This is a genomic window from Psychromonas sp. (assembly GCF_047632955.1).
Classification (GTDB): Bacteria; Pseudomonadota; Gammaproteobacteria; order Enterobacterales; family Psychromonadaceae; genus Psychromonas.
Window position 1 is genome coordinate 26494 of sequence record NZ_JBLIED010000006.1, and the last position, 23691, is coordinate 50184.

Here is a 23691-nt window from a genome sequence, read left to right on the forward strand (position 1 = left end):
TGACCGGACAGCGATGCCGCATTCCAATCTACCGAAGGTCCAGGCCAGCTTCAGAGCGTTTTCTGCCGCGCTTCATTCCAGACCGGCAGATTGCACCGCTTCACTGAACGGACGCCACCGCAGCAATAATCGATCCCCAGCTTTTCCAGCTGTGGACGCAACGCGGGATAGTTCACCACCAGCTCGCGGACGGTTTGCTCCGGACTGATTTCAAATGGGCTTTTTTTCTATGGGTGACTGGTTCATGGAATCTCCTTTCTTGTAGATCACATTCTAATCTCATCGATCGTGATACGCCACCTAACTGGTCGCCATTCCACCTTGGTCATAAATGGGGTTAAGTTTCATAAAGAATTAATTTTAACTGTCAATAAAAACGCAATTTAATTTTAAACGTTATACTAACGATACCTTTAGCGGTAAAGAACACATAACAATAATTACAATGGGTGCCTTTATAATATGCTTACTATTTGAATCCAAGGCTGATGGTAAATGACTTTTATTTCACTTATAGGTCACACCTTTGATGAAACATATCCAAGAACAATGCTAAAATTGTGTAGAATAAGTTCAACCCCTTTATAGTTTAAAGCTATAGTGGGTATCAGCGCTGTACCATCCTCAAATAAAAGGTGAAGGACTACTATGAAAAAAATATTACTAGCAGTTGTGGCAGCTGTGATGATTATTCCCGCTGTATCGGCAAACAATTTCAAAAAGCCTGCAGATGCTATTGAATACCGTCAAGCCGCTTTCCACTTAATTGCTTATAACTTTGGTGATATGGGGGCAATGTTAAAAGGTGAAAAACCTTTTGATGCCGCGGTATTTAGTAGTCGTGCAGATAATGTTGCTGCACTGTCTAAAATACCATACGAAGGCTTTATTGAAGGATCTGATAAGGGCGATACGGAAGCACTAGCTAAAATATGGCAAGAAAGGGCTGACTTTGATAGCAAAGCGAAGGCATTTCAAGATTATGCCGCTGTATTAGCTATTGCCGCTAAATCAGACGACAAAAACAACCTCAAACAAGCTTTTATGGACACCGGTAAAAGCTGTAAAGCTTGTCATGACGACTATAAAAAGGACTAACAGTCGATTTAAGTCATAGACTATAAAAAGCCCATTTTAATGGGCTTTTTATTATGGTTACAAAAAGTACTGGATTATAAAAAGCTTACAACGGGTTCCAATAAGGCTATCCATACAAACGTAAAAATAACCAATATAATCGCCAACGCCAGCAATGGTGAGCGCAGCTTAGGTGCGGTAATACCTGAGCTAACATATTTATAGCCACTGAACATTGCCTTAAGTAAATTCTCACCTTTAACCATGTGCACTAATACCGCAAGAACATGAACAACCACCATCGCCTGAATGATATTGAAATTGGTTTTATGTAACCATGTCAGCCAGTCTGCTGTATCGGAAGAAACCAGAGAAGAAAGCGGGCCTTCTGTAAAAATACCATCAGTGGCAAACAGTCCACTGACAAGCTGAGTTACAAGCAAACCAAGCAATACGATCACCATATATCCACCAAGGGGGTTATGGCCTATTGAATGGGGCTTTTGTTTCTTAAATGCATAGTTTATGACTTGCTTGGGCAATACAATAAAATTTTTAAATTGGGATGTTTCACTTCCCACTATCCCCCAAACCAGTCTGAAAGCTATCAGGGTCATTAACACGTAAGCGCAGACCTGATGCCATTGCATTTCACCAATGTCAGCTGTCCACCATAGTCCACCCAATAAACAAACCATTGCCCAATGGAAAAATCGTGTCGGAAAATCCCAGACCTTAATTTTTTGTTTTTTTATACTCATTATTAACCCGCTTAATATGATTACTTTATTAATAAATTATAAGCTCATAAGCCATAATTAAAACAACTAAGTTTATACAATAAAATACAATATCATGATTATATTTCACTTTATGACCAGCGTGATGTGCTCAATTAAATTCACTCACTCTGGTTGGCTACTTTTCTCAAATACCCGTTCATCATTTCAAAAAGTAAAAGTGGGAAATCTCCATGGATGGTCATAGTCACAAATTAGCAAATTTTAATTAAATAGTGTGTCTTGATAAACAGGTGTTATCATGTTCGTTAAATAATTAACATGGGTGTCTTTATAAAAGCTGTCTTGATAAAGGCTCTGTGATCATAAAAAAGCAAACTTAAAAAGTTTGCTTTTTTAATTTTGGATTCGATATAAAGGCGTTTTGTTGGTGGTGATTGTGACATTCAAGTTAAATCTCAGTCGCTATCAAACCCAAAGATGAATGAAGCAACTGATTACGCAAAAAACTGCATATTTAAATAGGAACAACAATGACAACAATGACAATAATTAAAGCATTACCTCTAGTATTATTAATTTCACTTACGGGCTGTCAGCTAACCGGTCCTTCTGTACATGTATCTGGCCCTAAAATCACCGTGGATGACAATTCAAATAACAGTAGCAAGCATTGCCCTCCAGGCCAGGCTAAAAAAGGCAACTGTTAAAACTATAAAGGTGATCATCCTTGCTGGTTAAAAATATCCTTAACCGGCTTTCGGTTTCTCATTATCTATAGACCGCCAAAACTTATTGCAGTTTGCTTCTTACCAGATAAGTTGCTGCGGTTAAACTCACAATGGCGACAATGATCATCGGGATTAAATGCTCGATAATGACGTTGGTTGGTAGCGCTTTTAAAAAAGTGCCTTGCACAATAACAAGGTAATGGGTTAACGGCACCCAATTTGCCACATGCTGTAAAATGGCCGGCATATTGGCAACCGGTGTTGCAAATCCGGATAATAAAATAAGCGGTACGGCAAGCGCAAAACAGCCTAAAATGGCCTGTTGCTGGGTATTTGATATCGCAGAAAAACATAAACCGACGGCTGATATAGACAACATAAAAACAAATAATACTAGCTCTAATAAAAACAGCGAGCCGACAAAAGGCACCGAAAAAATCACCACACCTGCGGTTATCATTAAATTTCCCAAGACCATGCCTATGACAATCGGCGGCAATATTTTTGCAAAAATAATTTCACCACTGCTGGTTGGCGAAACAAGTAATTGATCAAAAGTCCCTAATTCTCTTTCCCTCGCAATACTTAAGCCGGTTAACAGCAAAGAAATAATCATTGCCAAAACCCCCGATAAACTTGGCACTACATACCATTTATAAGAAAGATTAGGGTTAAACCAGTGCCTTTCTATTACCGGTGAAATAGTGGCTGATAAGGTGATTTTTTCCGCTATAAATTGATTACTAATCTGTTGAATATAACCCATCGCAATTTGCGCTGCATTGGCCCGTCTTCCATCGGAGATAACCTGCAATGTCGGTAATTTCTTTTGTGCTAATTGCACTGAAAAATTCTCAGGAATAGTGACACTTAATATTGCTTTTCTTTGATCTAATGTTTCTTTTAACGCCTGCTGACTGTAAATAGGAATAATTTTTTTGACCATATAAGAGTGAGATAATTTACTAATATAGGGCTGCGAGTAAGCGCCGGTATCCTGATTAAAGACCGCGATGGTGGCATTATTAACTTCTAAGGTAATGGCATAGGAGAAGATAAACAGTTGCGCCAGCGGGGGGCCTATTAAAATAATACGGGTTTTGGAATCCCTAAGAATACTTAAAAACTCTTTAATGATTTGTGCGAAAAGTATACTAAACATAGTTTTTCTCTTTTTAAATTCGCGGTGAAAGCTGCATTTTAAAACAAGCTACTCTAAACTTTTATGGGTTTTTTTAAAGGCTATCGCAAATAGAACAATTCCTATCAGTAGCATTGCGCCTATGTCCGGTAAAAATAGCTCCCACACATCACCCGTTAAAAACACTGCCTGAATACTGGTAATAAAATATTTCACCGCCAGAATTTTGGTAAGCCATTGAATCAGAACAGGCATGGAGTCTATTTCAAATAAAAATCCGGATAATAGAAAGGCCGGTAAAAAGGCAGATAAGAGTGCTGTCATAGAGGCAATAAACTGATTTTTTGCCAAGGTAGAAATGAGTAAACCTTGCGCTAAAGCGGGGATCATAAAGGCCGCTGATATACAAAATAACGCAAACCAGGACCCTCGAAAGGGTACCTGAAAAACCCATTGTGCTAATATGGCCGACATCAAGGTTGCGGTCATTCCTAATATAAAATAGGGGATCAGTTTCCCTAATAAAATCTCACTAATACTGGTTGGAGTTGAAAGCAGAGCTTCCATGGTGCCGCGTTCCCACTCTCGCGCAATAACTAAAGCGGTCAGCATTGTGCCTATCATCGTCATGACAATACCAATGGCGCCGGGTACCAGAAATTTCTTACTTTCAATTTCGGGGTTATACCAAACACGGCTTTTTATGGGGATTTGCATCGCTTCTACACCCTGATTCGAGAGCCAGCTTTGCAGGACACCTTTGGTATAGTTGGTCACAAAATTCGCGGTATTAGGTTGTGCGCCATCGGTTACCACCTGGACAAGTCCGTTGTATTGCTGTTTTACCAAACGTGATTTTAAATCAAGCGGGATGACCACAAAACCATCGATTTTTTCATCAATTAGCAGCGTCTCAACCTGAGCGCGATTTCGCACGCTATAAACCTTAAAATAACGACTGCCCTTAAAAGCACTGTACAGCGTATTAGCTTCCTGGCTATTTGATAACTGCACAACCCCAATGGGGACTTGCTTAATATCTAAAGAGACCGCGGTTGCAAATAAAAATAATAATACCACCGGCAAAACAAAAGCAATAATAATGGCCGAGGGATCGCGCATGATCTGTAGCGCTTCTTTATAAATTAATGCTTTTAAGCGCATTGCATTTATTGCTTTGCTCATTGAGCCACCTCCGGGTTTTTACGATGGGCTTCATTGCGTTTAATTAAGGTAATAAAGGCTTCTTCCATGTCGATAGTCTGGCCTTTTTCAGCCACGCTTTGTTTTAATTTTTCGGGCGTATCCAGGGCGATAAGTTGCGAGCGATACATAAGCGCAATACGATCGCAATATTCGGCTTCGTCCATAAAGTGGGTGGTCACCATAATGGTCATGCCCTTAGCGGCGAAGGCTTTAATATGCATCCAAAATTCGCGTCGGGTTAAGGGATCAACGCCCGATGTTGGCTCATCTAAAAAAAGCACAGCGGGTCGATGCATTAACGCGCAGGCCAGCGCCAATCGTTGTTTATAACCCAATGATAACGATTCAGGAGAACTCTCTAAAAAAGGTTGCAGATGAAATGTCTCGATCATCTCATTAATCCGATCTTTTCTTTCCTTGCCCTTTAAGCCATACACACCAGAAGAAAAATTGAGGTTTTGTTTTACTGAAAGTAAGTTGTATAAAGAAAATTTCTGCGCCATATAACCAAGATGTAATTTAGCTTGCTTACCCGCATGGGCTAATTCTAAACCGACTACTCTGGCGCTTCCTTCGGTCACCGAAAGTAAACCGCAGAGCATTTTAAAGGTGGTTGATTTTCCTGCGCCATTAGGGCCTAAAAGACCAAAAATTTCACCCTGTTTTACGCTAAAACTGACATTGTCGGTGGCGCTAAAATCACCAAATTTTTTGGTTAAATGGGTGCATTCAACCATAGTCGGTCTTGGATCGCCGTTACTTTGATCTTCAACTGGCAGGTGGGGTAAGGTTATTTCTGGCATTCTGTTTGCTATTTCAGAATGAGTCATTGAAAAACCACCCAGCAGTTCAATAAAGGCATTCTCAAACAAAGGTGTTTTATAGCGAGCCATTAACGCTTGCGGTGTGCCTTGATATAAGAACTTACCTTTGTCCATCAGCAACACAGTCTCACACTTCTGAGCTTCGTCCATGTAGGCCGTTGCCCATACAACTGCCATGCCATCATCGGTTAATGCCTGTACCATTGCCCACAAATCCTGACGACTGACGGGATCAACCCCGACACCGGGTTCATCTAAAAGCAGCAGTTTTGGTCTTGCCATGAGTGCGCAGGCCAGCCCTAATTTCTGCTTCATACCACCGGACAGTTTTCCCGCTAAGCGTTTTACAAAAGGTCCTAATTTGGTAAAGGTTAATAATTCAGTAAATAAGGCCTGTTGATGATCACTGTCTATGCCGCGCAACTGTGCATAAAGTTGCATATTTTCCATTACGGTTAAATCTTCATAGAGACCAAAACGTTGCGGCATATAACCCACTAGCTCACAAATATCATTCTGGTGATTGGATGATTTTATACTGATCCCGCCGGAGGTTGGCTGCATCAGGTTGGCCAGCATACGCATTAGCGTTGTTTTACCCGCACCATCGGGGCCGACTAATCCGGTGAGTTTGCCCGCTTCAATTTGCGCATTAATGCCATCAACAGCAAGCACTTTCCCAAAGTGTTTGCTGACGGATTGAATATCAGCGGCGATAGATTTACTCATCATTAGAGTTCATTTTATGCAGTTTAAGGGTCACCGGCTGACCCTGATTTAATCCTATGTCATCACCATCCACCAGTATCCGTAAGCGATACACAAGATCCGTGCGTAATGACGCCGTTTCGACTGTTTTAGGTGTAAATTCTGCTGTGCCTGAAATAAAACCAATATGACCTTGATAAGGCGCTTCTCTGCTGTCGCTATAGATTTCCATTTTCTGGCCGAGTGAAATTTTGCCCAATAGGGGCTCGTCAGCATAGGCACGCACATAAACAGGGGTGCGCACTGAAAGTGATAACACCGGTACATTCATGCTCACGATGGAACCCGGCTCTAAAATACGCGTCTGTACGATGGCATTATCTGGAGCATATAATTTTGTTTCATCGAGGGTGGTTTGCGCCGAGGCAAGTTGTGCTTTAGCAATATCAATTTGTGCATAGGCAATGGCAATATCCTCTTTATCCGGACCTTCTTTTAATAACGAATATGTCTGTTTTGCAGCAGCGAGCTCAGCTGTTGCCTCGGTAAAGGCGGCTTTTGCATTATCCAAGGCACCTTGACTGGCAGCGCCGGTTTTTCGTAGACTCTGCTGGCGTTGCAGGGTGCTTTTTGCAAGCACCAACTTGGATTGTAATTTAATGATATTCTGATGAGCCGCTTCTATATCCTGGGCACGCGCGCCGGATAAAACCTGAGCGAGTTGTGCATTGGCCAGATTTAAATTGGCTTTGGTAATCGCTAAGGCATTATTAAAATCGGCGTCATCTAACTGTGCTAATAATTCACCCTTAAGCACTGTGTCACCCTCATCCACCCACATATTCTCCATACGTCCCGCCTGACGAAAGGCTAAATTAACACTGCGAATGTCCACATTTCCATACAAGACGGGATCTTCCATCTGTTGTGCTTGTTGCTGATTTCCATAATAAACATAACCACTTACGGCACTGATAATTACGATTAAGATAATAATTTTTTTGTTCATCTAATCCGCCTTAATTTCTGCTTTTAATTGCGCAAAAATATGAAATTGAATCTCTTCTTTATAATTTGCCAACATATCGTCTGGTTTTTCTAAAACAAAACATTCGCCAATATTGTGCATAATTCGCCACACCACATGCTGCGCGATAAAGTTAATGGTTAGTGTTTTTACTTTAATACTTTGCGGATTCTCATCGAGTAATTTACCCAGCAAGTTAGCAATATGCACTAAGACAGGATTAATATAACCGTTATATAAAATCATAAAAGCTGCCGATTTATGGTCTTGTTCGGCGAGTAATAATTTAGCAATAGAAACTGAATTGGGTCCTAACATGAGGGTCATGTAACGATCTGAAATGACTTTTAATATCTGTAATATTGTGTTGTTTCTGGGCCGTTTTTGCTGAGCATCTATGCTTTCTATTAAGGTTTTATGTTCAATAAAAACGCGCGTTACTTTTTCATTTAAAAGATCCGCAATATATTGATATACCGCTAAATAAAGTCCTTTTTTACCGCCAAAATGGTAGGTTATCATCGACGAGTTGGCATTTGCTTCAGCGGCTAATTCTCTGATACTGACGCCATTAAATCCGCGCTCTGCAAATAACGCCAACCCCGCTATCAATAACCTTTGTTTAATATCCATTTTCTGTAAATTCATTATTACTCTCAAAAACCAATCAATTGATTGAATTATATTAGTCAATCAATTGATTGATTGCAAGCGCAGTAGAATAATATGCAAATATAAAAAGGTGCGTTTCGGGTTACCGCTTCGTTTCTGCAAGGCATTGAAATCGATAAACGAGTACACTTGTTTTATTAAGGCGGCATCTGTCCAAATCAGAAAATATTAATAATTCGCAATAAGCACAAAGTGGTCATTATTATTACGCTATTTCAGTGTGCAGTGACATAATTGAGAAAATTGTCGAGGGTTAAACCGTATGAAGGTGTTGTTAATAGAAGATGAGCAGAAAATTGCAGACTTTGTCTGTGAAGGTCTGAATGATCGCGGTTTTGTGGTCAGCCATTGTGCCGATGGTGACCGTGGTTTTGAAATCGCAAGTCAAGATCAGCATGACATCATTATACTCGACATCATGCTGCCCGGTCGTGATGGCCTTGATATTCTCCAGTCTCTGCGTAATGACGGAATAGAGACGCCGATTATTCTGCTGACTGCCCGTAATGAGCTGGGCGATCGTATTAAAGGATTATACATGGGGGCTGATGACTATCTGGCGAAACCTTTTTATGTGGAGGAGTTGATTGCTCGAATTCATGCGCAGTTACGTCGTAAAGAAGGGGCCCTGCAACACATAGTGCAGTTAGGGTCATTACAACTGGACTGCCTTAGCCGGCAAATCAGTTGTCACGGGCAGTATGTCGAGCTGACCACGCGAGAATTCAGTTTGCTGGAATATCTGATGCGCTCGCCAAATCTGGTGTTTACACGCGGGCAGATTTTAGAACACGTTTGGGGCTATGATTTTGATCCCTGCACCAATGTGGTTGATGTCTGTATTAAGAGAATTCGTCGTAAGATCAATTCTTTAGATAAAGTTGGAAAAATGGCGGGCGCCATTGAGTCGGTGCGTGGTACAGGTTACCGTTTGAATCCCCGTTGAGGTATTAGAATGTCTTTTCGCACGCGAATTTTTGCTATCTCTATTCTGACCGTCAGCACCGTATTAATTGTTGTTATGGCAATCAGTTGGTCGCGTATTATGCAGGTCGAGCTTGATCATCTTGATACTCGACTGTGCATGGAAGCCAAACGTCTAGTGCCGGAAAAACATTTAGCAGATCAACCTGTGCTGTTGAGCAATACGCCCGCAGGACAAAATCTGACTAATGATTTGGCCGAAAAACTGCGTATTCACTCTTTACAACAATTGATGGTATTGGTTGAATCGTCACAACAGGGCATCAAATTTCAGTCTGATACAGAGGTAAACCAGCGTTTTATCAATGACCTGGACTGGCCAGCGGCAAAGACTGTCCTGCCTGACGTCTCGCTTATGATCGCTGCTAATCAAGAAAGCGCGCTGCACAATCGAAAACAAGAAGTTTGTCAGTTAGTGTCGTTTACGAATCAACAAGGTGAATGGCGGGCGGGTCTTTATACATTGCCCTACGCTCGCAGCTTTGTGGCCGTTGATATTGCTGCAACTAATAGTGATCTGCAAAGTGCTGTGCACACCGCGCTTATTGTGGTTATTCCGGTTGCGATATTGCTCAGTGCGCTCGGTGCCTGGTTTATTGCCAGTATTACCATAAGGCCTTTAAATCGTCTCCATAATGCCATGCAGATGGTCACCTCAAAAGAGTTCGCTCATCGCCTGCCGGAACATAAAGAAGATAATGAATTTAAAGTACTGATTGATGTTTATAATACTATGCTTGACCGCTTGGAATACAGTTTTCAGCAGACATCCCGGTTTACCGCAGATGCTGCGCATGAACTTAAAACGCCGCTGACCATTTTGCAGGGCAGACTTGAGCTGGCGGTAAATCAAGAGAATCCCCGCCTAGTCGATCTTAACAGCATACTGGATGAGGTCGGCAACCTGTCGGCAATTACGCGTAAGTTGTTATTATTATCACAAGCAGATTCCGGATCATTGGCTATTCATCCTACGAAGATAAGTATAACCGACCTGTTAGACGAGATGATTGATGATCTTGAGTTACTCTCCGAGCAACAAATACTGCATTGTAATATCAAACGTGATTTGAACCTCAAGGGCGATACTCTCTTATTGCGGCAGTTGTTTAATAATCTGCTCAGTAACGCGATGCGTTATTGCCAGCCTGAGCAGGGTATAACCATTAACGCCAGCCTCAATGGTACAGTGATCGAAGTGTTTATCAGCAATCATTGCCGGCCCATTTCAAGCCACTGCCGTGAGCATCTTTTTGATCGTTTTTATCGTGGCGAGCCCGCCCATTATCAGGGCATTTCCGGTAGCGGTTTAGGTCTGAGCCTCGCTCGAGAGATAGCGCGAGCCCATGGAGGTGATTTACTTCTTGAACCAACAGCAGAAAATGTGGTGACACTAAAGCTTAGCCTCCCCGTCAGCAAGCTAGAAGCTGGAAAGCGCCGAGCCTGAAGGCTCAGTTCCGAAATACATAAAAAAAACTGAGTGTCGAAAATACCCACCAAAACCCCGCTGTTAAGTGGCAGACTAAATTGGAATCCCGCCTTCAGGCGGGCAAAAGCAAGACTAGGTATTGCTTGCTCATGAGTTAAATGACAATAATGTAATTTATGCGCCTATTCCACTCTATATACTAAAGCTAATTCATATGAGTTAAGGATAATAGGTAAATGAAAATTAAAGTTGTTGTCCCCGCCATTGTTTTGGCTGTACTTTGTTGCGCGAATGTATCCGCAAAAGATGCGCTTAAACTAACAAGTCCGGTGATGGAAGAGGGCGGAACTTTGCCTGTTCTTTACACCTGTGAGGGGAAGGCTATTTCTCCGCCATTAAGCTGGAGTGGTGTCCCTGCAGCCGCAAAATCATTGGTTTTTATTATGGATCACCAACCTCATCCGGGCCCAGGTCCGCAAAAGCAAGCGCAAGAGCAAACACAAACCCAAGCTGACAGCAATAAAGCGACTGCTGCGCACCGAGACCCTCAGTCTCAATCCACTGAGCTGCGTTGGTATTGGACTCTATATAATGTGCCCGTGAGTGCAAGCAAGCTGGATGCCGGTCAGTCATTGGGCATACTTGGCAGCAACATTGTCAATAATGAAAATGCCTATGCGCCGCCTTGTTCAAAAGGTCCCGGTTTGAAACGCTACACTATTCATCTCTATGCGTTATCCGACGTTTTAACCTTGTCCGATCCTAAAAAGGTAAGCGAAGCTGTTTTACGCAAATGCATGCAGAATCTTGTTCTGGACAGCGCTTCCCTGTCGGTGGAATTCGAACGAAGCGCAACACAGGAAAATCCGGAAAAGGGTAAAAACCCGCCACCTTTGAAGCACGCCGCTAATAATATTCCGGCAGTAACATGTCAATAAACTGGCACACAAGATTTAACACCGGCAGCGAGTTCAGCTTCCTTTCTATTAAGTAACAGGTAACAGAAAATGAAAAAAAAATTAAAAAGCAGACTAATTATTGGGTTACTTATTGTCGTTGTCGCTGCGAGTTTAGCGGTTTATTTATTTGCAGGCCAGAAAGATCAGCTCGTTTATACGACCACTTTCGTGCAGCGAGGAGACATAGAAAATGTTGTTTTGACTAATGGTGTTTTATATCCTTCTAAGCTGGTTAATGTCGGGGCTCAGGTGTCAGGGATGATCGATACAATCTCAGTAAACAATGGTGATGAAATAAAGCAGGGTGATTTGATTGTACAAATTGACAGTTTGACCCAGCAAAACGCATTAAAAGAAGCACAGGCATCACAGGATAGTATTGATGCCCAGTACCGGGGAAAACAAGCGCAAATTCGCGGAGCCGCTTCAGAGTTTAAACGTCAGAAAAAAATGTTGGCGGATGGTTCAACGTCACAATCAACTTATGACTCGGCGGAATCCACACTGGCGGTCTACCAGGCGGATTTGGATCAGTTAAAAGCACTGCAAGAGCAGGCGCTTATCAGTGTCGATGATGCCAAATTAAATTTGGGCTATACAACGATTGCAGCGCCCATAGCCGGCACTGTGGTTTATATCTCAGTGGAAGAAGGGCAAACGGTTAATACCAATCAAAGTACGCCGAGCATTATTGAACTCGCTCAACTGGATGTCATGACGGTCAAAGCACAGGTTTCTGAGGCTGATGTTGCTTATATCAGCTCCGGACAAAGCGTCTATTTCACCACTCTGGGTGACACTAGCCTTAAATATAAAGGCGTACTGCGCGCGATTGAACCCGGCCCGACCTTAATGGATGGCGATGACACTGACCTGACTATTGGTGACAGTGATGCTATCTACTATAACGCACTGTTTGACGTTGAAAATCCCGACAAGCGCTTACGCTTTGGGATGACTGCGCAAGTGTCGATTATTTTGGCTGATGCCACGGACGCACTTCTGGTTCCTTCTCAGGTATTGGTTAAGAAAGCCAATCAGGAAAATGCCTATCAAGTACCGCTTAAAATAGATGGAAAGGTTGAATATCGAGATGTTGAGGTCGGTATCAACAACAAAGTTTATGTGCAGATATTGTCCGGTCTTGAAGAGGGGGATGAGGTTATTCTGAGTGAATCGTCGAGCGCTGATCAGACTGTTTCAAGCAGAAGCGTACAACAAGCGATGAGGTTTTAAATATGTCAGAAGCATTGCTCAAACTTGTTGGTGTCAGTCGTTCTTTTGCTGCGGGAGAGCAGGAGTTAACCGTACTTAAAGATATCAATCTGGAAATTAATCAGGGCGAGATGATTGCCATTATCGGTGCTTCCGGCTCGGGAAAATCGACCCTGATGAATGTTCTCGGTTGTCTGGATAAACCCAGCGCAGGAAGCTACCTGATAAATGGCCAGGATACCTCCAAAATGAGTGAGGATCAATTGGCGGCACTGCGCCGTGAATACTTTGGTTTTATCTTTCAACGATATCATCTTCTTGGCGACCTTACCGCCGTCGCCAATGTGGAGATCCCGGCACTGTATGCCAGTGAAGATAAACAAACTCGTCGTGCTAAGGCTGAAAAACTACTTTGCCGTCTCGGCTTAAGTGACCGCTTGACTCATAAGCCGAGTCAATTGAGTGGCGGACAGCAGCAGCGTGTCAGTGTGGCACGCGCACTGGTTAATGGCGGCGATGTGATTTTGGCCGACGAACCCACCGGCGCGTTGGACAGTCACAGTGGCGAGGAGATGATGGCGTTGCTGCAGGAGCTCCATAAAGACGGTCATACTATTATTTTGGTGACCCATGACCCGCATGTTGCCGCCTTTGCTGATCGTATTATTGAGTTAAAAGATGGTGAGGTAACAAGTGATCATCTTACCGGATCGGCACAAAATAACCCCTCTGCTGCATTGCCTAAAAAAAATTCTGAAAAAATGACGCATAGCCGATTAGACTGGTCGCGTTATATAGAAGCGTTGAAAATGGCCTTATTGGCGATGTCCAACCACCGTCTGCGGACCTTTTTAACGATGCTTGGCATCATTATCGGCATCGCTTCCGTGGTCTCCGTGGTTGCGCTTGGTGCCGGATCGCAGCAGGCTATTTTGGATAACATTGCCTCGATGGGTACCAATACGATCGAGATCAAACCCGGCACCGGCCGCGGAGACAGGCATTCCGGCAGGATAGAAACACTGACCGCGCTTGATGCCTCGGCATTAAAAAGCCTTTCCTTTGTTGACAGTGTTACTCCTACCATCAGAGCCAATGTCGCCATTCGTTATGGCAGTGAAGCTGTTAGCGGAGAGGTACAGGGAGTCGGCACCGAATACTTTCGAGTGCGCGGTTATCTGCTGGCATCGGGGCAATATTTTGACGATGACGATGTTGACCAGCTTGCTCAGGTCGCTGTGATTGACGCTAATACCAAGAGTGAGTTGTTTGCAAATGAGACTGCGCTTGGCAAAGTGATCTTCCTCGGGCAACTGCCGGTGCGCATAATAGGAGTGACACAACCGCGCGAAAACGCATTTGATAACAGTGATGCACTTAATATCTGGATCCCTTATACCACGGTTTCCGGACGTATTTACAGACAGAATTATGTCAGTGATATCACGGTGCGCATCGATCAGCAGGTTTCCAGCAGCGCCGCTGAGCAGGGGATCATCAGTCTGCTGAAAATGCGCCATGGGCTGATCGACTTCTTTACCATCAATACCGATACGATAAGAAATAGCATAGAGGCAACATCGGCCACTATGACTTTGCTTATTTCGACTATTGCGTTTATTTCATTGATTGTCGGCGGAATAGGGGTGATGAATATTATGCTGGTTTCGGTGACCGAGCGGACTCGGGAAATTGGTATACGCATGGCTGTCGGTGCCAGACAGAGCGATATTATGCGGCAATTTTTAATTGAGGCGGTGCTGGTCTGCATCTGCGGCGGCATTATGGGAATCGCCCTGGCGTTTTTGGTCGGTTTCGGTTTCTCGTCATTCAATAGCAGTTTCCAGATGGTTTACTCTATGACCTCTATCGTTGCAGCTTTTGCCTGCTCAACCTTGATAGGGATCCTGTTTGGTTATCTGCCAGCTCGAAACGCCTCCAGACTTAACCCTGTCGATGCATTAGCAAGAGATTAATACTATGAAAACAGTTCAACTTCGTTTAACAACACTGATTCCTGTTGTCTCGCTGCTATTTAGCTGCGCCTCTCCCAGTGAGTTTACGCTGCCGGAAACAAGCACTCCGAGCAGCTGGCAGCAAGCAGGCGCTGACAGTGCTCCATCATTGCTGCAGGGGCAATGGTGGAAAAAATTTAATGATCCAAAACTCGACAGTCTGATTAGCGCGGTGATGCAAACCAACAATGACTTAGCACTGGCTACTCTGACCCTGCGCAAGGCGCGTCTTGCAGCCGGGCTGACTGAAATTGATAAATTGCCGACACCGGCGTTTTCTTCTGCATTTTCCGATCAAAAGAATTTCAACAGTGGCGACACAGATGTCAGTCATAGCGTCAGCCTGTCGCTCGGTTACGAGCTCGATTTATGGGGGCGGGTATCGGCAACGGCTGATGCCGCACAATGGGCTGCCAAAGCAAGTGCCAAGGACAGAGAAAGTACAGCGCAAAGCCTGATCGTGACAACGGCTTCACTGTATTGGAAAATTGGCTATTTGAAGCAGCGACTTGCGCTCTCTTTGCAAAATATCAAAGGCATTAAGCAGGTCGTAACGCTGACCCAAAGTAAGTACACCAACGGTTCAGCCCCCCGCCTGGAGGTGCTTGAATCTACGCAAAGCCTATACAGCCAAAAAGTTGAGTATAGTCAGTTGCAGCAGCAGTTAACTGAAACACAAAATGCTTTATCCATTCTCCTTAATCAGCCTTTACAGGAAGCGCTGTGGAGTCTTGATAAACTGCCTGAAACGGCATTGCCGGGCGTGTCAGCCGGGATTCCCGCAGATCTGTTAATGCGTCGACCCGATGTCAAATCTTCCTTGTATGCATTAAAGTCTGCACTGGCCAGTAAAGATGCCGTTGATGCCGGTTATTTTCCAAAAATAAGTTTAACCAGCTCTTTAGGTTTTTCATCATCGCAGCTTGTTGAGTTATTGAAAAATCCGATCGGCACACTGGGTGCCGATCTGGCTTTACCTTTTATTAACTGGCATGAAATGAAACTCAATAAAAAGATTTCCGCAATAGACTATCAAATGACCGTTGTTAATTACCGCGAAACGCTTTATCAGGCTTTTTCAGAGGTGTCTAATTTTTTATCCGCCAGACAACAGTATCAATATCAAGGAGATATCCTGACCGAGCAATATACGACTGCCAAGGAGGTAGAAGATATCTACGCCGGGAAATATAACTTTGGTGCGATTAATATGGTTGACTGGATAGATGCAATGGAAACCAGGCGCAATGTCGAAGCTTCGGTACTGGAAAACAGATATAACCAGTTTGTGACCTTGGCTAAAATTTATCAGTCTCTTGGTGGTGCTGATATTGTCCAACTAAGTTTGTTGGACAATCAATAAGGCTTTAGGGCGTTTAGCTTCGAGCTTTCGAGCTTCGGGTCGCCACTAGCGACTCGCCGCTCTCTAGGCTTCTCACTTCTAGCTATCGGTAGGATGCATTTTATGCACCGCAAGCAGCCGCAATAGGTGCTGAAGCGCACCCTACGAGCAGGCGTTCATCAAGCCTTCTTGCTTTTCTCCTTCAACCTGTGGGCGGTAAAATGCACCACAAAGGGCAATGATCGTAGCGGTCGTCATTATCAGCACAATAGGCCAGAGGGAATCATCACTTAATATTGCAGCGAGCGCGCTCACTGCCGCTCCAACAAGATATTGAGTGGCACCTAAGGTTGCCGCTGCAATACCCGCACTTTTACCAAAATAATTCATAAAACAGGCACTTGAATTGGGCAGTATTCCTCCTGTTGTTGCCGTTGTCGCAACAAAAGCAAAGACGGTTAACCACAAATTGTCGGGGAAAAAGGCGGTTGCAAGTACCAATATCAACACACCAACCATCTGTAGACTCAAAAATAGTTTCAATAATTGATGCGGTTCAAAACGCTGTAATAAAAAATGGTTAAGGCGATTTATAACCGCAACCCCGGCAACATTAAGGATTAATAATCCGGAGAAAAATGTCTCATCAACATGGAATTGCGTCATGTAGGCAAAAGGAGCGTTAGTCAAAAAAGTAATCAACACAGAGAAGCCAAAACCTTGAGCTAATAAATAACCCAATGCACGACGTTCTCTAAACACACCAAGGTAACCACAATTTTTAACCCTTTGTTTCGTTTTAGTCTCTTTGGGCATAATGACGATCACCGACATGGTCACCATAAGACCTACCAATGCCAACGAAATAAAAATCCAGCCCCAGCCCAGAGTTTTTAAAATGACCGTTCCCACGGAAGGCGCAATTGAAGGCGCCAGCATAGTAATTAACATAATTAATGAGAATAACCGAGCAGAATCTTTCCCCGATGTATTGTCTCTTATAATGGCAGGAACACCGACAAAGGCAATACCACCGCCGATAGCTTGGAGCATACGAAATCCCCACAGCATTTCTATAGAATGTCCATAGGGAATAACAAAGCTGGCAATGGAAAACAGGATCAAACCAATGATAATGACAGGCTTGCGACCTAATCTGTCTGATAATGGTCCGCCAATCAATTGACCAATGGCAAGGCCTAAGATATACAAACTGACGGTTACCGCTATTAACGATATATCCGTATTAAGATCTTCCGCCATGACCGGCAGCGCCGATAAATAGCCGTCCGTTGCAAAAGGGGTTAATGCGGAGATACCCGCCAATAAAAATAATAATGGTGTAGAAATAAACTTACTCATAACAACTCAACTTGCTTTCTGGAAAGGAATATAATAGTTGTATTTTAGCTTTCTAGCAAGGTATATTGTCTCCATTAAAAAGGAATGAGGTTATGAGCAAACAAAAATCAATTACCAGCATACTCAAAAATACAGCAGAGAATTGGCCGGAATCTAATCAAAATATTTCACCTGAAATATTAAAAATTCATCGAATTCACCAACATTTACAACAGAATTTAAATAAAACAGTTGAAAGTTATGGCCTTCAACCGGCTGATTTTGGTGCATTAGAAACATTGAGAAAAGAACCACCACCGCACTGTTTATCAGCCACGGAATTATCTCAGTCGATGGTATTCAGCTCCGGAGGTTTGACTAAATTGTTAAACCGGATCACTGCTGCAGGTTTTATCGAGCGTGTAGATAACCCACAAGATAAACGTGGAAAGTTAGTTCAACTAACCGAGAAGGGTAACGCTTTAATTGGCAAAGTAATTGTTGAATTGCATCAACAAGAGCAGACAAAAATGGCTTTTTTATCTGAAAATGAAAAAGCCGCATTAAACGTGTTACTCAATAAAATATTAGACGAATGGGAATAACTTAAGCGAAGCGGACGGGTTATCCATCAATAACTGTAAACTGAAATTTATCACCATATCACTTATTATTTGAATCTAAGGCTTGATAAATTTTGATATCTATTTTTTATTTCCGCTAATAAAATTGATAATAATGTTATGGGTCAAAGCCCATATAAGATGATAGTTTAAACTTACTCCATTTCAAAACAGGATATTTTATGCCAATTTATCAAGATCAGATCCTAGCTTCCTTACCCGCTCACGCACAATTTTTGACTTTTGAACGCAAGTCGGGCAGCACAGCCAAAGCTTCACTGCTGGCACTGCAGTCAATTTTTGATAATGACTCAATGTTAGTGGGAATAGGCGCGAGCCTGACAAAAACATTAAATTGCGTGATTGAGGGGCTAAAACCCATGCCATCACTGCAGTCTGGAGCCATTAGCATTCCTACTTCTCATGGTGCGTTATGGGTTCGCGTCAGCGGCGGTGATCCGGGTGAGTGCATGTTTCGCGCTGAATCCGTCATCCAAGCCGTTGCCGAAGGTTTTGTATTGAGCGAACAAGTTCCGGCTTTTACCCATCGCCAAAACCGCGATTTAAGCGGCTATGAGGATGGCACCGAAAACCCGGAAGGTGATGATGCGCTTAAAACGGCTATTATTCAAAGCGATAAAGTGGGCATCAATGGTTCATCATTTGTGGCCGTGCAATCCTGGGTTCATGATATTAAGCACCTCAAAAGTATGCCGCAAACAGATCAGGACCACATTATCGGCCGCCGCTTAAGCGATAATGAGGAATTAGATGACGCGCCTGTCTCGGCGCATGTTAAACGTACCGCGCAGGAAAGCTTTACACCGGAAGCCTTTATGTGGCGTCGTTCACTGCCTTGGACGCAAAATGGCCGTTGTGGATTGCACTTTATCTGTTTTGCAACTAGCTATTACCCCTTTGAGGTACAGCTTAAACGCATGATTGGCATGGAGGATGGTATTACCGATGGATTATTTGAATTTAGTCGTCCAGTCACCGGAGCCTATTTCTGGTGTCCGCCTGTTGATGCTTCTGGCTTGAACCTAAGCGCACTCATTTAACTTAACAGGTTAATATTCCCAACATACTGCAAAATGCAGTCATCAAAAAATCGATAAATGATGAACTTACGGGCGCAAGGTTGAGATTTAGTTGATATAAATCGACAGCACCTGGCAACCAAAATCATCGTTTATCGTATTACCCTTCAGTATTTTTTCCCGAAAGCGAACCCTAGGTTACAACACTTAAAAATGGAACATGTTGTATCTTACTCTTGGATTGCGGCAAAGCTTTGAATCTGTATTTTGAAGTCGCTTACCTAGACGTTGCTTAGGTATAAGCAGGACGTCTTATTCCATTGCAATGACTTTGAGTTGCACAACTTTCATAATATTCATTTCAAAATCAGCGATGACTTCTATTGAAGGATAATAGGAGAGGTCGACCTGTTTGCCTTTAAGATTTCGACATTTATTTTTGCGGCCGTATTTAAACGGGAAATCGAAGCCATCCATCATCAGGGTGTTGACCATACATTCACCGTTAAAGCGCTGGACATGAGAGGCGACGTGCATCAATTCACCATGAACGAGCGGATCGTGTTGCGGCAATCTGGTTTCTGTGAGGGTAGTCATTTACTTTTTGCTCCTTAATAGGATTATCTAACCCACAATTATAGGCGCTTTTTTGAGCAGTAGTAAAATAATCTAAATTATTTTTAATACCAAGCTTGAGTTGTTGTTTTTAACATTGGCATTTAGGTCCTTTTTTGCGGCCTTTTTTTGAATTGTTCTAAGCGCTAAAGTGGTTCATTTTTTATTTTAAATAATGAACAGGGTTGTCTTGGTAAGTCTCTTATCTGCTGTCGCATAACTCACAACACATTGGTTATTCGAAAGCTTTGCTGGTGGCTGTTGGTTTCATTTTCTTAGTTGGTATTCCGCCCTTTAAGGCGTGTAGACAATGAGAAACCGAAACGCAGTTTTGAAGATCGAAGGAGTCATGCTTCTCAACAGCAAGAAAAATAAGGTAAAGAGAATGCCGTACACAGGGACAGGCAGAGCCTGTCCCGCTCATAAGTCTGAGCTGCCGCTCATAAGCCTAGACGTTTTTTATTCTTGCACTGCCCAACCACTTTTTAACGCACCACCTCAGACAGTACGTCCCTGTACTGGCTGAGGCTAGTCAAATCAAAGGGCACACAGAGCTTAGCCCGCTCATGATTCTGAACTGCAGTAAATGACTTCGGGTATCCTGTCCTACGCCTTTCAGGTCGTTGTCGTAAATTCCAACGTTCAAATTTGTTCCTGAAAAATTTGTTGCTCCATGTTTTACCTTGCTAAAGTGTCTGTTCATCACAAGAAAAACGTACGGAAATTTCCTAGTCGTGCAGGTGGGTTAAATATAGTGGTGTGGAATAAAAGCCACTGCATACTGAAGTTTTCCTTTTCTCTTGTGAACTAAGGAGAGCAAAGTAAGTAATTCACTTTTATGTGGTTATGTGTTCTCGTTTTTTATTAAAACGCTGTAAGGTGATGTTTCATATTGTAAAAGTAGGTATGCTTACTGACATCAATCGGTGACTAAGACAATGTTGATCAGCCTATTAAATAGAAGTCGAGAAAACCGATTTATTGAAGAATTTAAATTCAATTTATTAACTTACAAAAGGCTTGGCTGTCCCGTCTTTTTTATTATCAATATCTGTAAACTAAAAATATCACGATATAAATCATTACTGTCCATTAACTCACAGTGCTTGCCATTCGGGTCTCCCATTGTTTTGCGCCTAACGGAGCAAAACACCAGACCTCGATGGTGGTCTTTATCTTGTTGGAGCTTTAAATAATGAAAAATACGCGAACGTTTTTACTCGGCACTGTATGCTGCTTTACGCTAAGTGCATGTTATGACGATAATAGCCAATCACAGCCACAAACTAACCCCAATGAGTTTGTTTTAAGCAGCTCGCAAATGGTCGACGGCGGTAATTTACCCATTACCTACACCTGTGATGGCGACAGTGTTAGTCCTCCACTTAGTTGGAGCGGCGCGCCGCAAGATACAAAGTCTTATGCGTTAATTATTGATCATAATTCACCCGATGGTGTGCATTGGTATTGGACTTTGTATAATATAAATGCCGATACTACGCAGATTAAAAGTGCTGAAACCGTGGGTCAAACAGGCTCAAATAGTGTCAATGATTTAAACGCATACGCAGCACCTTGCTCTAAAGGTCCGGGATCGAAAACCTATACGTACACTGTGTATGCTTTGTCTGCGTCGGTTGATTTTAATGATAAAACAAAAATAGACAGAGCCACGCTGTTGGCGGCCATAAAGGATATCACCTTAGACTCGGCAGAAATGAACGTAAGTTATACGCAAAGCAGTGAAAGCGCGGCTCCACTTAATAATGATCAAAAATCCTCTATGACCTCTAAAATCGCTGCAAATGTTGACTCACCTCGCTGCGAACTCATTAAAGGCTCTGTAGATAAAGCCGGATTTGAGCAGAGTGTTGCTGTTACTTGTGATGAAAATTATGCCTACATTGCTTCTTCTACTTACCCAGACCATGAGCTAATGACAGGCATTACCGGCACCAATGAGCAAATTCCGGTGCCTGCAAAAGGTTTTGCCGCACCTATTAAGCTTGCCCCTAAAAAAGCCCAGGCAATAACCACTATTGATGCTGCAGTGGGTGTGGCAGTGAATGGCGTGCCTATCTACGATTACTCGTCGCAGGGTGAGTTAGATGTCAATAATTACGATGCAAAGCACGATACCCTGGTGCTCGGGCAGTTGGATAATTGCGGTGGACATGCAGGAAGAGGTGATGACTATCACTACCATGTGTCACCTACGTGTATGATCGATACCATGAAAAATCCGACAAGTGCCGCAATTATTGGTTGGGCTTACGATGGTTACCCACTGTATGGCAATCAAAACCCCGACGGCAGTACTATTAAAACGGGTGAGTTAGACGTGTGTAACGGTCAAGCAGACGATACATACGGTTATCGCTACCAGACATCAGTCACCCCGCCTTATATTATTCAATGTTTAGTGGGGGAAGTGGATACCAGTAAATTACCTCGCGTTGCCCCGTTAAGTGGTGACACACAAAAAATAAGGGCAGATCTTAGACCACCAAGGGGTGGGGTTGAAAACTTAACATACACTGTTGCTGAAGATGGCAGTCGTACTATGACTTATTCGTACCAGGGTGAAGAGTATTACACTACTTATAGCGGATCAGCTGAGGACGATAGCTGTTACGACTTTAAACAAAAAACCATCAGTAATGGCGGTAAAGTTCAGGCAGGTACATTCTGTCGAGACGCACAGCCGAGTGACCCTAAACCCCGTGACCTTAAACAAAGAGAGCCTAAACCAGCAGTAAATGAACATAAGTCAATGACCATCAGTGAGCCTAATCTGACAATCACGGGTGAACATAAACTGAAATTAGAAGCATGGGCGGATAATTGGTTTGCAGCTTACATTGGTGAAGAGTTACTGATTGAAGATTCAGTGTCTATTACTACCGAACGTTCATTTAATGCAGAGAGCATCGCATTTTCAGCAGACTATCCCATTCAACTTAATTTAATATTAAAAGACTTCAAGCAAAATGACTCCGGGTTAGAGTATATAGGTGCCAGAAATCAACAAATGGGTGATGGCGGTTTTATATTACAAATAACCGATACCGACACAAATAAAGTCGTGGCAGTCAGTAATAACAGTTGGAAGTGCGAAGTACTGCACCGGGCACCGCTCGATAAGTCATGTGAGGGCGAGTCTAACCCCATTGCCGGTGAAGGCGCTTGCACCTTTATGTCTAAAGAAGCACCTGCAAATTGGTTACAAAGCAATTTTGATGACTCAAGCTGGCCTAATGCAACAGAGCATAGCGTTGCCTCTGTCGGGCCGAAAGATGGTTATGATGAAATAAATTGGGATGAAAATGCGCAGCTTATTTGGGGTGAAGACCTTGAAACAGACAATACGCTAATATGCAGAACAACCATTGAGCAACCCTCTTAGATTCAAATAACAATACTGAGAACGAGAAGTTAATTATTATGACTTTATTTAAAAAATTACAATGGCTCATTTTAGCGTGTGCTTTAGCGGGGATGAATCTCTCGCTAAGCGCACATGAGTTAAATGATACAAGCGCGCAAGTGATTTTAAGAGACGGGCAGGTTGAAGTCAGAGTCATAACCGATATAGATCATTTAATATCGGCCTTACAAGACAACCAGGCATGGCTGTTGGGTGATATTGATACCGTGATGCCTGAAAATTTAAGCGCTGTCCAACAAGCGGATTTTATTAAAAAGGCGCTTAAACAAAAAATGCACTTAATGGTAAACAATAAAGTGATAAGTTTTGAACGAGTTACGTTGGCAAATAATACCAACACAGACAGAGGTGAAATCGTTTTTCAAGCGCAACATGCCTTTCCTGAAGTGAAGAATGTATCTATTTCATTTCATAAAAGCTTAGGCGCGGTACACGTAAGTTTTGTTAAACCACAATATAAATTACTCAGTGCAGGTGAAAGGGCAGATGTTGTGTTTTAACTTTCATCATTATAAAAATCAACATGGGTGTCTTGGTAATTCTTTTAGTAAGTG

General features: G+C 42.8%; 21 protein-coding genes. 12 read left to right on the forward strand and 9 right to left on the reverse strand.

What is annotated here, in order from left to right; all coding sequences use genetic code 11:
* Window positions 1–50: 50 nt before the first annotated feature.
* Window positions 51–209 (reverse strand): DUF542 domain-containing protein, encoded by a 159-nt coding sequence (locus ACJAZP_RS06170; RefSeq protein ID WP_415229956.1) that lies wholly within the window; start codon window positions 207–209, stop codon window positions 51–53.
* 439 nt (window positions 210–648) lie between these two features.
* On the opposite strand from ACJAZP_RS06170, the gene ACJAZP_RS06175 reads away from it, so the two are divergent.
* Complete coding sequence (locus ACJAZP_RS06175; protein WP_415229864.1) at window positions 649–1098, forward strand: c-type cytochrome; 450 nt, start codon at window positions 649–651, stop codon at window positions 1096–1098.
* Window positions 1099–1172: 74 nt separating this feature from the next.
* Here ACJAZP_RS06175 and ACJAZP_RS06180 read toward each other — a convergent pair whose 3' ends face one another.
* Window positions 1173–1838, reverse strand: coding sequence for a cytochrome b/b6 domain-containing protein (locus ACJAZP_RS06180; protein WP_415229865.1), 666 nt, complete (start codon window positions 1836–1838; stop codon window positions 1173–1175).
* A gap of 512 nt (window positions 1839–2350) precedes the next feature.
* Here ACJAZP_RS06180 and ACJAZP_RS06185 point away from each other — a divergent pair.
* Window positions 2351–2527 (forward strand): hypothetical protein, encoded by a 177-nt coding sequence (locus tag ACJAZP_RS06185; protein WP_415229866.1) that lies wholly within the window; start codon window positions 2351–2353, stop codon window positions 2525–2527.
* Between the two features lie 82 nt (window positions 2528–2609).
* On the opposite strand, the gene ACJAZP_RS06190 is transcribed toward ACJAZP_RS06185, so the two are convergent.
* From ACJAZP_RS06190 to ACJAZP_RS06210, 5 genes are read right to left on the reverse strand one after another with little or no spacing between them, the layout of a single operon-like run.
* Window positions 2610–3710, reverse strand: coding sequence for an ABC transporter permease (locus tag ACJAZP_RS06190; protein ID WP_415229867.1), 1101 nt, complete (start codon window positions 3708–3710; stop codon window positions 2610–2612).
* 48 nt (window positions 3711–3758) lie between these two features.
* Window positions 3759–4874, reverse strand: coding sequence for an ABC transporter permease (locus tag ACJAZP_RS06195; RefSeq protein WP_415229868.1), 1116 nt, complete (start codon window positions 4872–4874; stop codon window positions 3759–3761).
* Window positions 4871–6451 (reverse strand): ATP-binding cassette domain-containing protein, encoded by a 1581-nt coding sequence (locus ACJAZP_RS06200; RefSeq protein ID WP_415229869.1) that lies wholly within the window; start codon window positions 6449–6451, stop codon window positions 4871–4873. Before ACJAZP_RS06200 ends, ACJAZP_RS06195 begins: the two co-directional genes overlap by 4 nt.
* Window positions 6441–7436 (reverse strand): HlyD family efflux transporter periplasmic adaptor subunit, encoded by a 996-nt coding sequence (locus tag ACJAZP_RS06205; RefSeq protein ID WP_415229870.1) that lies wholly within the window; start codon window positions 7434–7436, stop codon window positions 6441–6443. The genes ACJAZP_RS06200 and ACJAZP_RS06205 overlap by 11 nt, the downstream gene beginning before the upstream one ends.
* On the reverse strand, window positions 7437–8102 hold the full coding sequence (locus ACJAZP_RS06210) for a CerR family C-terminal domain-containing protein (protein WP_415229871.1): 666 nt from the start codon (window positions 8100–8102) through the stop codon (window positions 7437–7439).
* A gap of 286 nt (window positions 8103–8388) precedes the next feature.
* Between ACJAZP_RS06210 and ACJAZP_RS06215 the strand changes: the two genes are divergently transcribed.
* From ACJAZP_RS06215 to ACJAZP_RS06240, 6 genes are all read left to right on the forward strand, one after another.
* Entirely contained in the window at window positions 8389–9072 is a 684-nt protein-coding gene (locus tag ACJAZP_RS06215; protein WP_415229872.1) for a response regulator transcription factor, read from the forward strand.
* A gap of 9 nt (window positions 9073–9081) precedes the next feature.
* Entirely contained in the window at window positions 9082–10557 is a 1476-nt protein-coding gene (locus ACJAZP_RS06220) for an ATP-binding protein (RefSeq protein WP_415229873.1), read from the forward strand.
* 218 nt (window positions 10558–10775) lie between these two features.
* A complete protein-coding gene (locus ACJAZP_RS06225) occupies window positions 10776–11477 on the forward strand; it encodes a YbhB/YbcL family Raf kinase inhibitor-like protein (protein WP_415229874.1) in 702 nt (233 codons plus the stop codon).
* A 69-nt stretch (window positions 11478–11546) separates the two neighbouring features.
* Window positions 11547–12734, forward strand: coding sequence for an efflux RND transporter periplasmic adaptor subunit (locus ACJAZP_RS06230; RefSeq protein WP_415229875.1), 1188 nt, complete (start codon window positions 11547–11549; stop codon window positions 12732–12734).
* 2 nt (window positions 12735–12736) lie between these two features.
* Window positions 12737–14689, forward strand: a complete 1953-nt coding sequence (locus ACJAZP_RS06235) for a MacB family efflux pump subunit (protein ID WP_415229876.1) — start codon at window positions 12737–12739, stop codon at window positions 14687–14689.
* Between the two features lie 4 nt (window positions 14690–14693).
* Window positions 14694–16091 carry a TolC family protein gene (locus ACJAZP_RS06240; protein ID WP_415229877.1) on the forward strand — a complete coding sequence of 466 codons (1398 nt, stop codon included), beginning with the start codon at window positions 14694–14696 and terminating at the stop codon, window positions 16089–16091.
* A gap of 141 nt (window positions 16092–16232) precedes the next feature.
* Here ACJAZP_RS06240 and ACJAZP_RS06245 read toward each other — a convergent pair whose 3' ends face one another.
* On the reverse strand, window positions 16233–17432 hold the full coding sequence (locus ACJAZP_RS06245; RefSeq protein WP_415229878.1) for a multidrug effflux MFS transporter: 1200 nt from the start codon (window positions 17430–17432) through the stop codon (window positions 16233–16235).
* Window positions 17433–17524: 92 nt separating this feature from the next.
* On the opposite strand from ACJAZP_RS06245, the gene ACJAZP_RS06250 reads away from it, so the two are divergent.
* A complete protein-coding gene (locus ACJAZP_RS06250) occupies window positions 17525–18016 on the forward strand; it encodes a MarR family winged helix-turn-helix transcriptional regulator (RefSeq protein WP_415229879.1) in 492 nt (163 codons plus the stop codon).
* A gap of 200 nt (window positions 18017–18216) precedes the next feature.
* On the forward strand, window positions 18217–19095 hold the full coding sequence (locus ACJAZP_RS06255) for a Dyp-type peroxidase (protein WP_415229880.1): 879 nt from the start codon (window positions 18217–18219) through the stop codon (window positions 19093–19095).
* Between the two features lie 291 nt (window positions 19096–19386).
* Here ACJAZP_RS06255 and ACJAZP_RS06260 read toward each other — a convergent pair whose 3' ends face one another.
* The gene (locus ACJAZP_RS06260; RefSeq protein ID WP_415229881.1) at window positions 19387–19671 is read right to left on the reverse strand and encodes a hypothetical protein; all 285 of its coding nucleotides are present in this window, start codon (window positions 19669–19671) and stop codon (window positions 19387–19389) included.
* 1213 nt (window positions 19672–20884) lie between these two features.
* Between ACJAZP_RS06260 and ACJAZP_RS06265 the strand changes: the two genes are divergently transcribed.
* On the forward strand, window positions 20885–23095 hold the full coding sequence (locus ACJAZP_RS06265; RefSeq protein WP_415229882.1) for a YHYH protein: 2211 nt from the start codon (window positions 20885–20887) through the stop codon (window positions 23093–23095).
* A 38-nt stretch (window positions 23096–23133) separates the two neighbouring features.
* Window positions 23134–23637, forward strand: a complete 504-nt coding sequence (locus ACJAZP_RS06270; RefSeq protein WP_415229883.1) for a hypothetical protein — start codon at window positions 23134–23136, stop codon at window positions 23635–23637.
* The last annotated feature ends 54 nt before the right edge of the window (window positions 23638–23691 follow it).

What these genes read in the sequence shown, in the direction of transcription:
- ACJAZP_RS06175 (WP_415229864.1), top strand. Translation starts at nt 649, where the DNA reads ATGAAAAAAATATTACTAGCAGTTGTGGCAGCTGTGATGATTATTCCC.
- ACJAZP_RS06180 (WP_415229865.1), bottom strand. Translation starts at nt 1,838, where the DNA reads ATGAGTATAAAAAAACAAAAAATTAAGGTCTGGGATTTTCCGACACGA.
- ACJAZP_RS06185 (WP_415229866.1), top strand. Translation starts at nt 2,351, where the DNA reads ATGACAACAATGACAATAATTAAAGCATTACCTCTAGTATTATTAATT.
- ACJAZP_RS06190 (WP_415229867.1), bottom strand. Translation starts at nt 3,710, where the DNA reads ATGTTTAGTATACTTTTCGCACAAATCATTAAAGAGTTTTTAAGTATT.
- ACJAZP_RS06195 (WP_415229868.1), bottom strand. Translation starts at nt 4,874, where the DNA reads ATGAGCAAAGCAATAAATGCAATGCGCTTAAAAGCATTAATTTATAAA.
- ACJAZP_RS06200 (WP_415229869.1), bottom strand. Translation starts at nt 6,451, where the DNA reads ATGATGAGTAAATCTATCGCCGCTGATATTCAATCCGTCAGCAAACAC.
- ACJAZP_RS06205 (WP_415229870.1), bottom strand. Translation starts at nt 7,436, where the DNA reads ATGAACAAAAAAATTATTATCTTAATCGTAATTATCAGTGCCGTAAGT.
- ACJAZP_RS06210 (WP_415229871.1), bottom strand. Translation starts at nt 8,102, where the DNA reads ATGAATTTACAGAAAATGGATATTAAACAAAGGTTATTGATAGCGGGG.
- ACJAZP_RS06215 (WP_415229872.1), top strand. Translation starts at nt 8,389, where the DNA reads ATGAAGGTGTTGTTAATAGAAGATGAGCAGAAAATTGCAGACTTTGTC.
- ACJAZP_RS06220 (WP_415229873.1), top strand. Translation starts at nt 9,082, where the DNA reads ATGTCTTTTCGCACGCGAATTTTTGCTATCTCTATTCTGACCGTCAGC.
- ACJAZP_RS06225 (WP_415229874.1), top strand. Translation starts at nt 10,776, where the DNA reads ATGAAAATTAAAGTTGTTGTCCCCGCCATTGTTTTGGCTGTACTTTGT.
- ACJAZP_RS06230 (WP_415229875.1), top strand. Translation starts at nt 11,547, where the DNA reads ATGAAAAAAAAATTAAAAAGCAGACTAATTATTGGGTTACTTATTGTC.
- ACJAZP_RS06235 (WP_415229876.1), top strand. Translation starts at nt 12,737, where the DNA reads ATGTCAGAAGCATTGCTCAAACTTGTTGGTGTCAGTCGTTCTTTTGCT.
- ACJAZP_RS06240 (WP_415229877.1), top strand. Translation starts at nt 14,694, where the DNA reads ATGAAAACAGTTCAACTTCGTTTAACAACACTGATTCCTGTTGTCTCG.
- ACJAZP_RS06245 (WP_415229878.1), bottom strand. Translation starts at nt 17,432, where the DNA reads ATGAGTAAGTTTATTTCTACACCATTATTATTTTTATTGGCGGGTATC.
- ACJAZP_RS06250 (WP_415229879.1), top strand. Translation starts at nt 17,525, where the DNA reads ATGAGCAAACAAAAATCAATTACCAGCATACTCAAAAATACAGCAGAG.
- ACJAZP_RS06255 (WP_415229880.1), top strand. Translation starts at nt 18,217, where the DNA reads ATGCCAATTTATCAAGATCAGATCCTAGCTTCCTTACCCGCTCACGCA.
- ACJAZP_RS06260 (WP_415229881.1), bottom strand. Translation starts at nt 19,671, where the DNA reads ATGACTACCCTCACAGAAACCAGATTGCCGCAACACGATCCGCTCGTT.
- ACJAZP_RS06265 (WP_415229882.1), top strand. Translation starts at nt 20,885, where the DNA reads ATGAAAAATACGCGAACGTTTTTACTCGGCACTGTATGCTGCTTTACG.
- ACJAZP_RS06270 (WP_415229883.1), top strand. Translation starts at nt 23,134, where the DNA reads ATGACTTTATTTAAAAAATTACAATGGCTCATTTTAGCGTGTGCTTTA.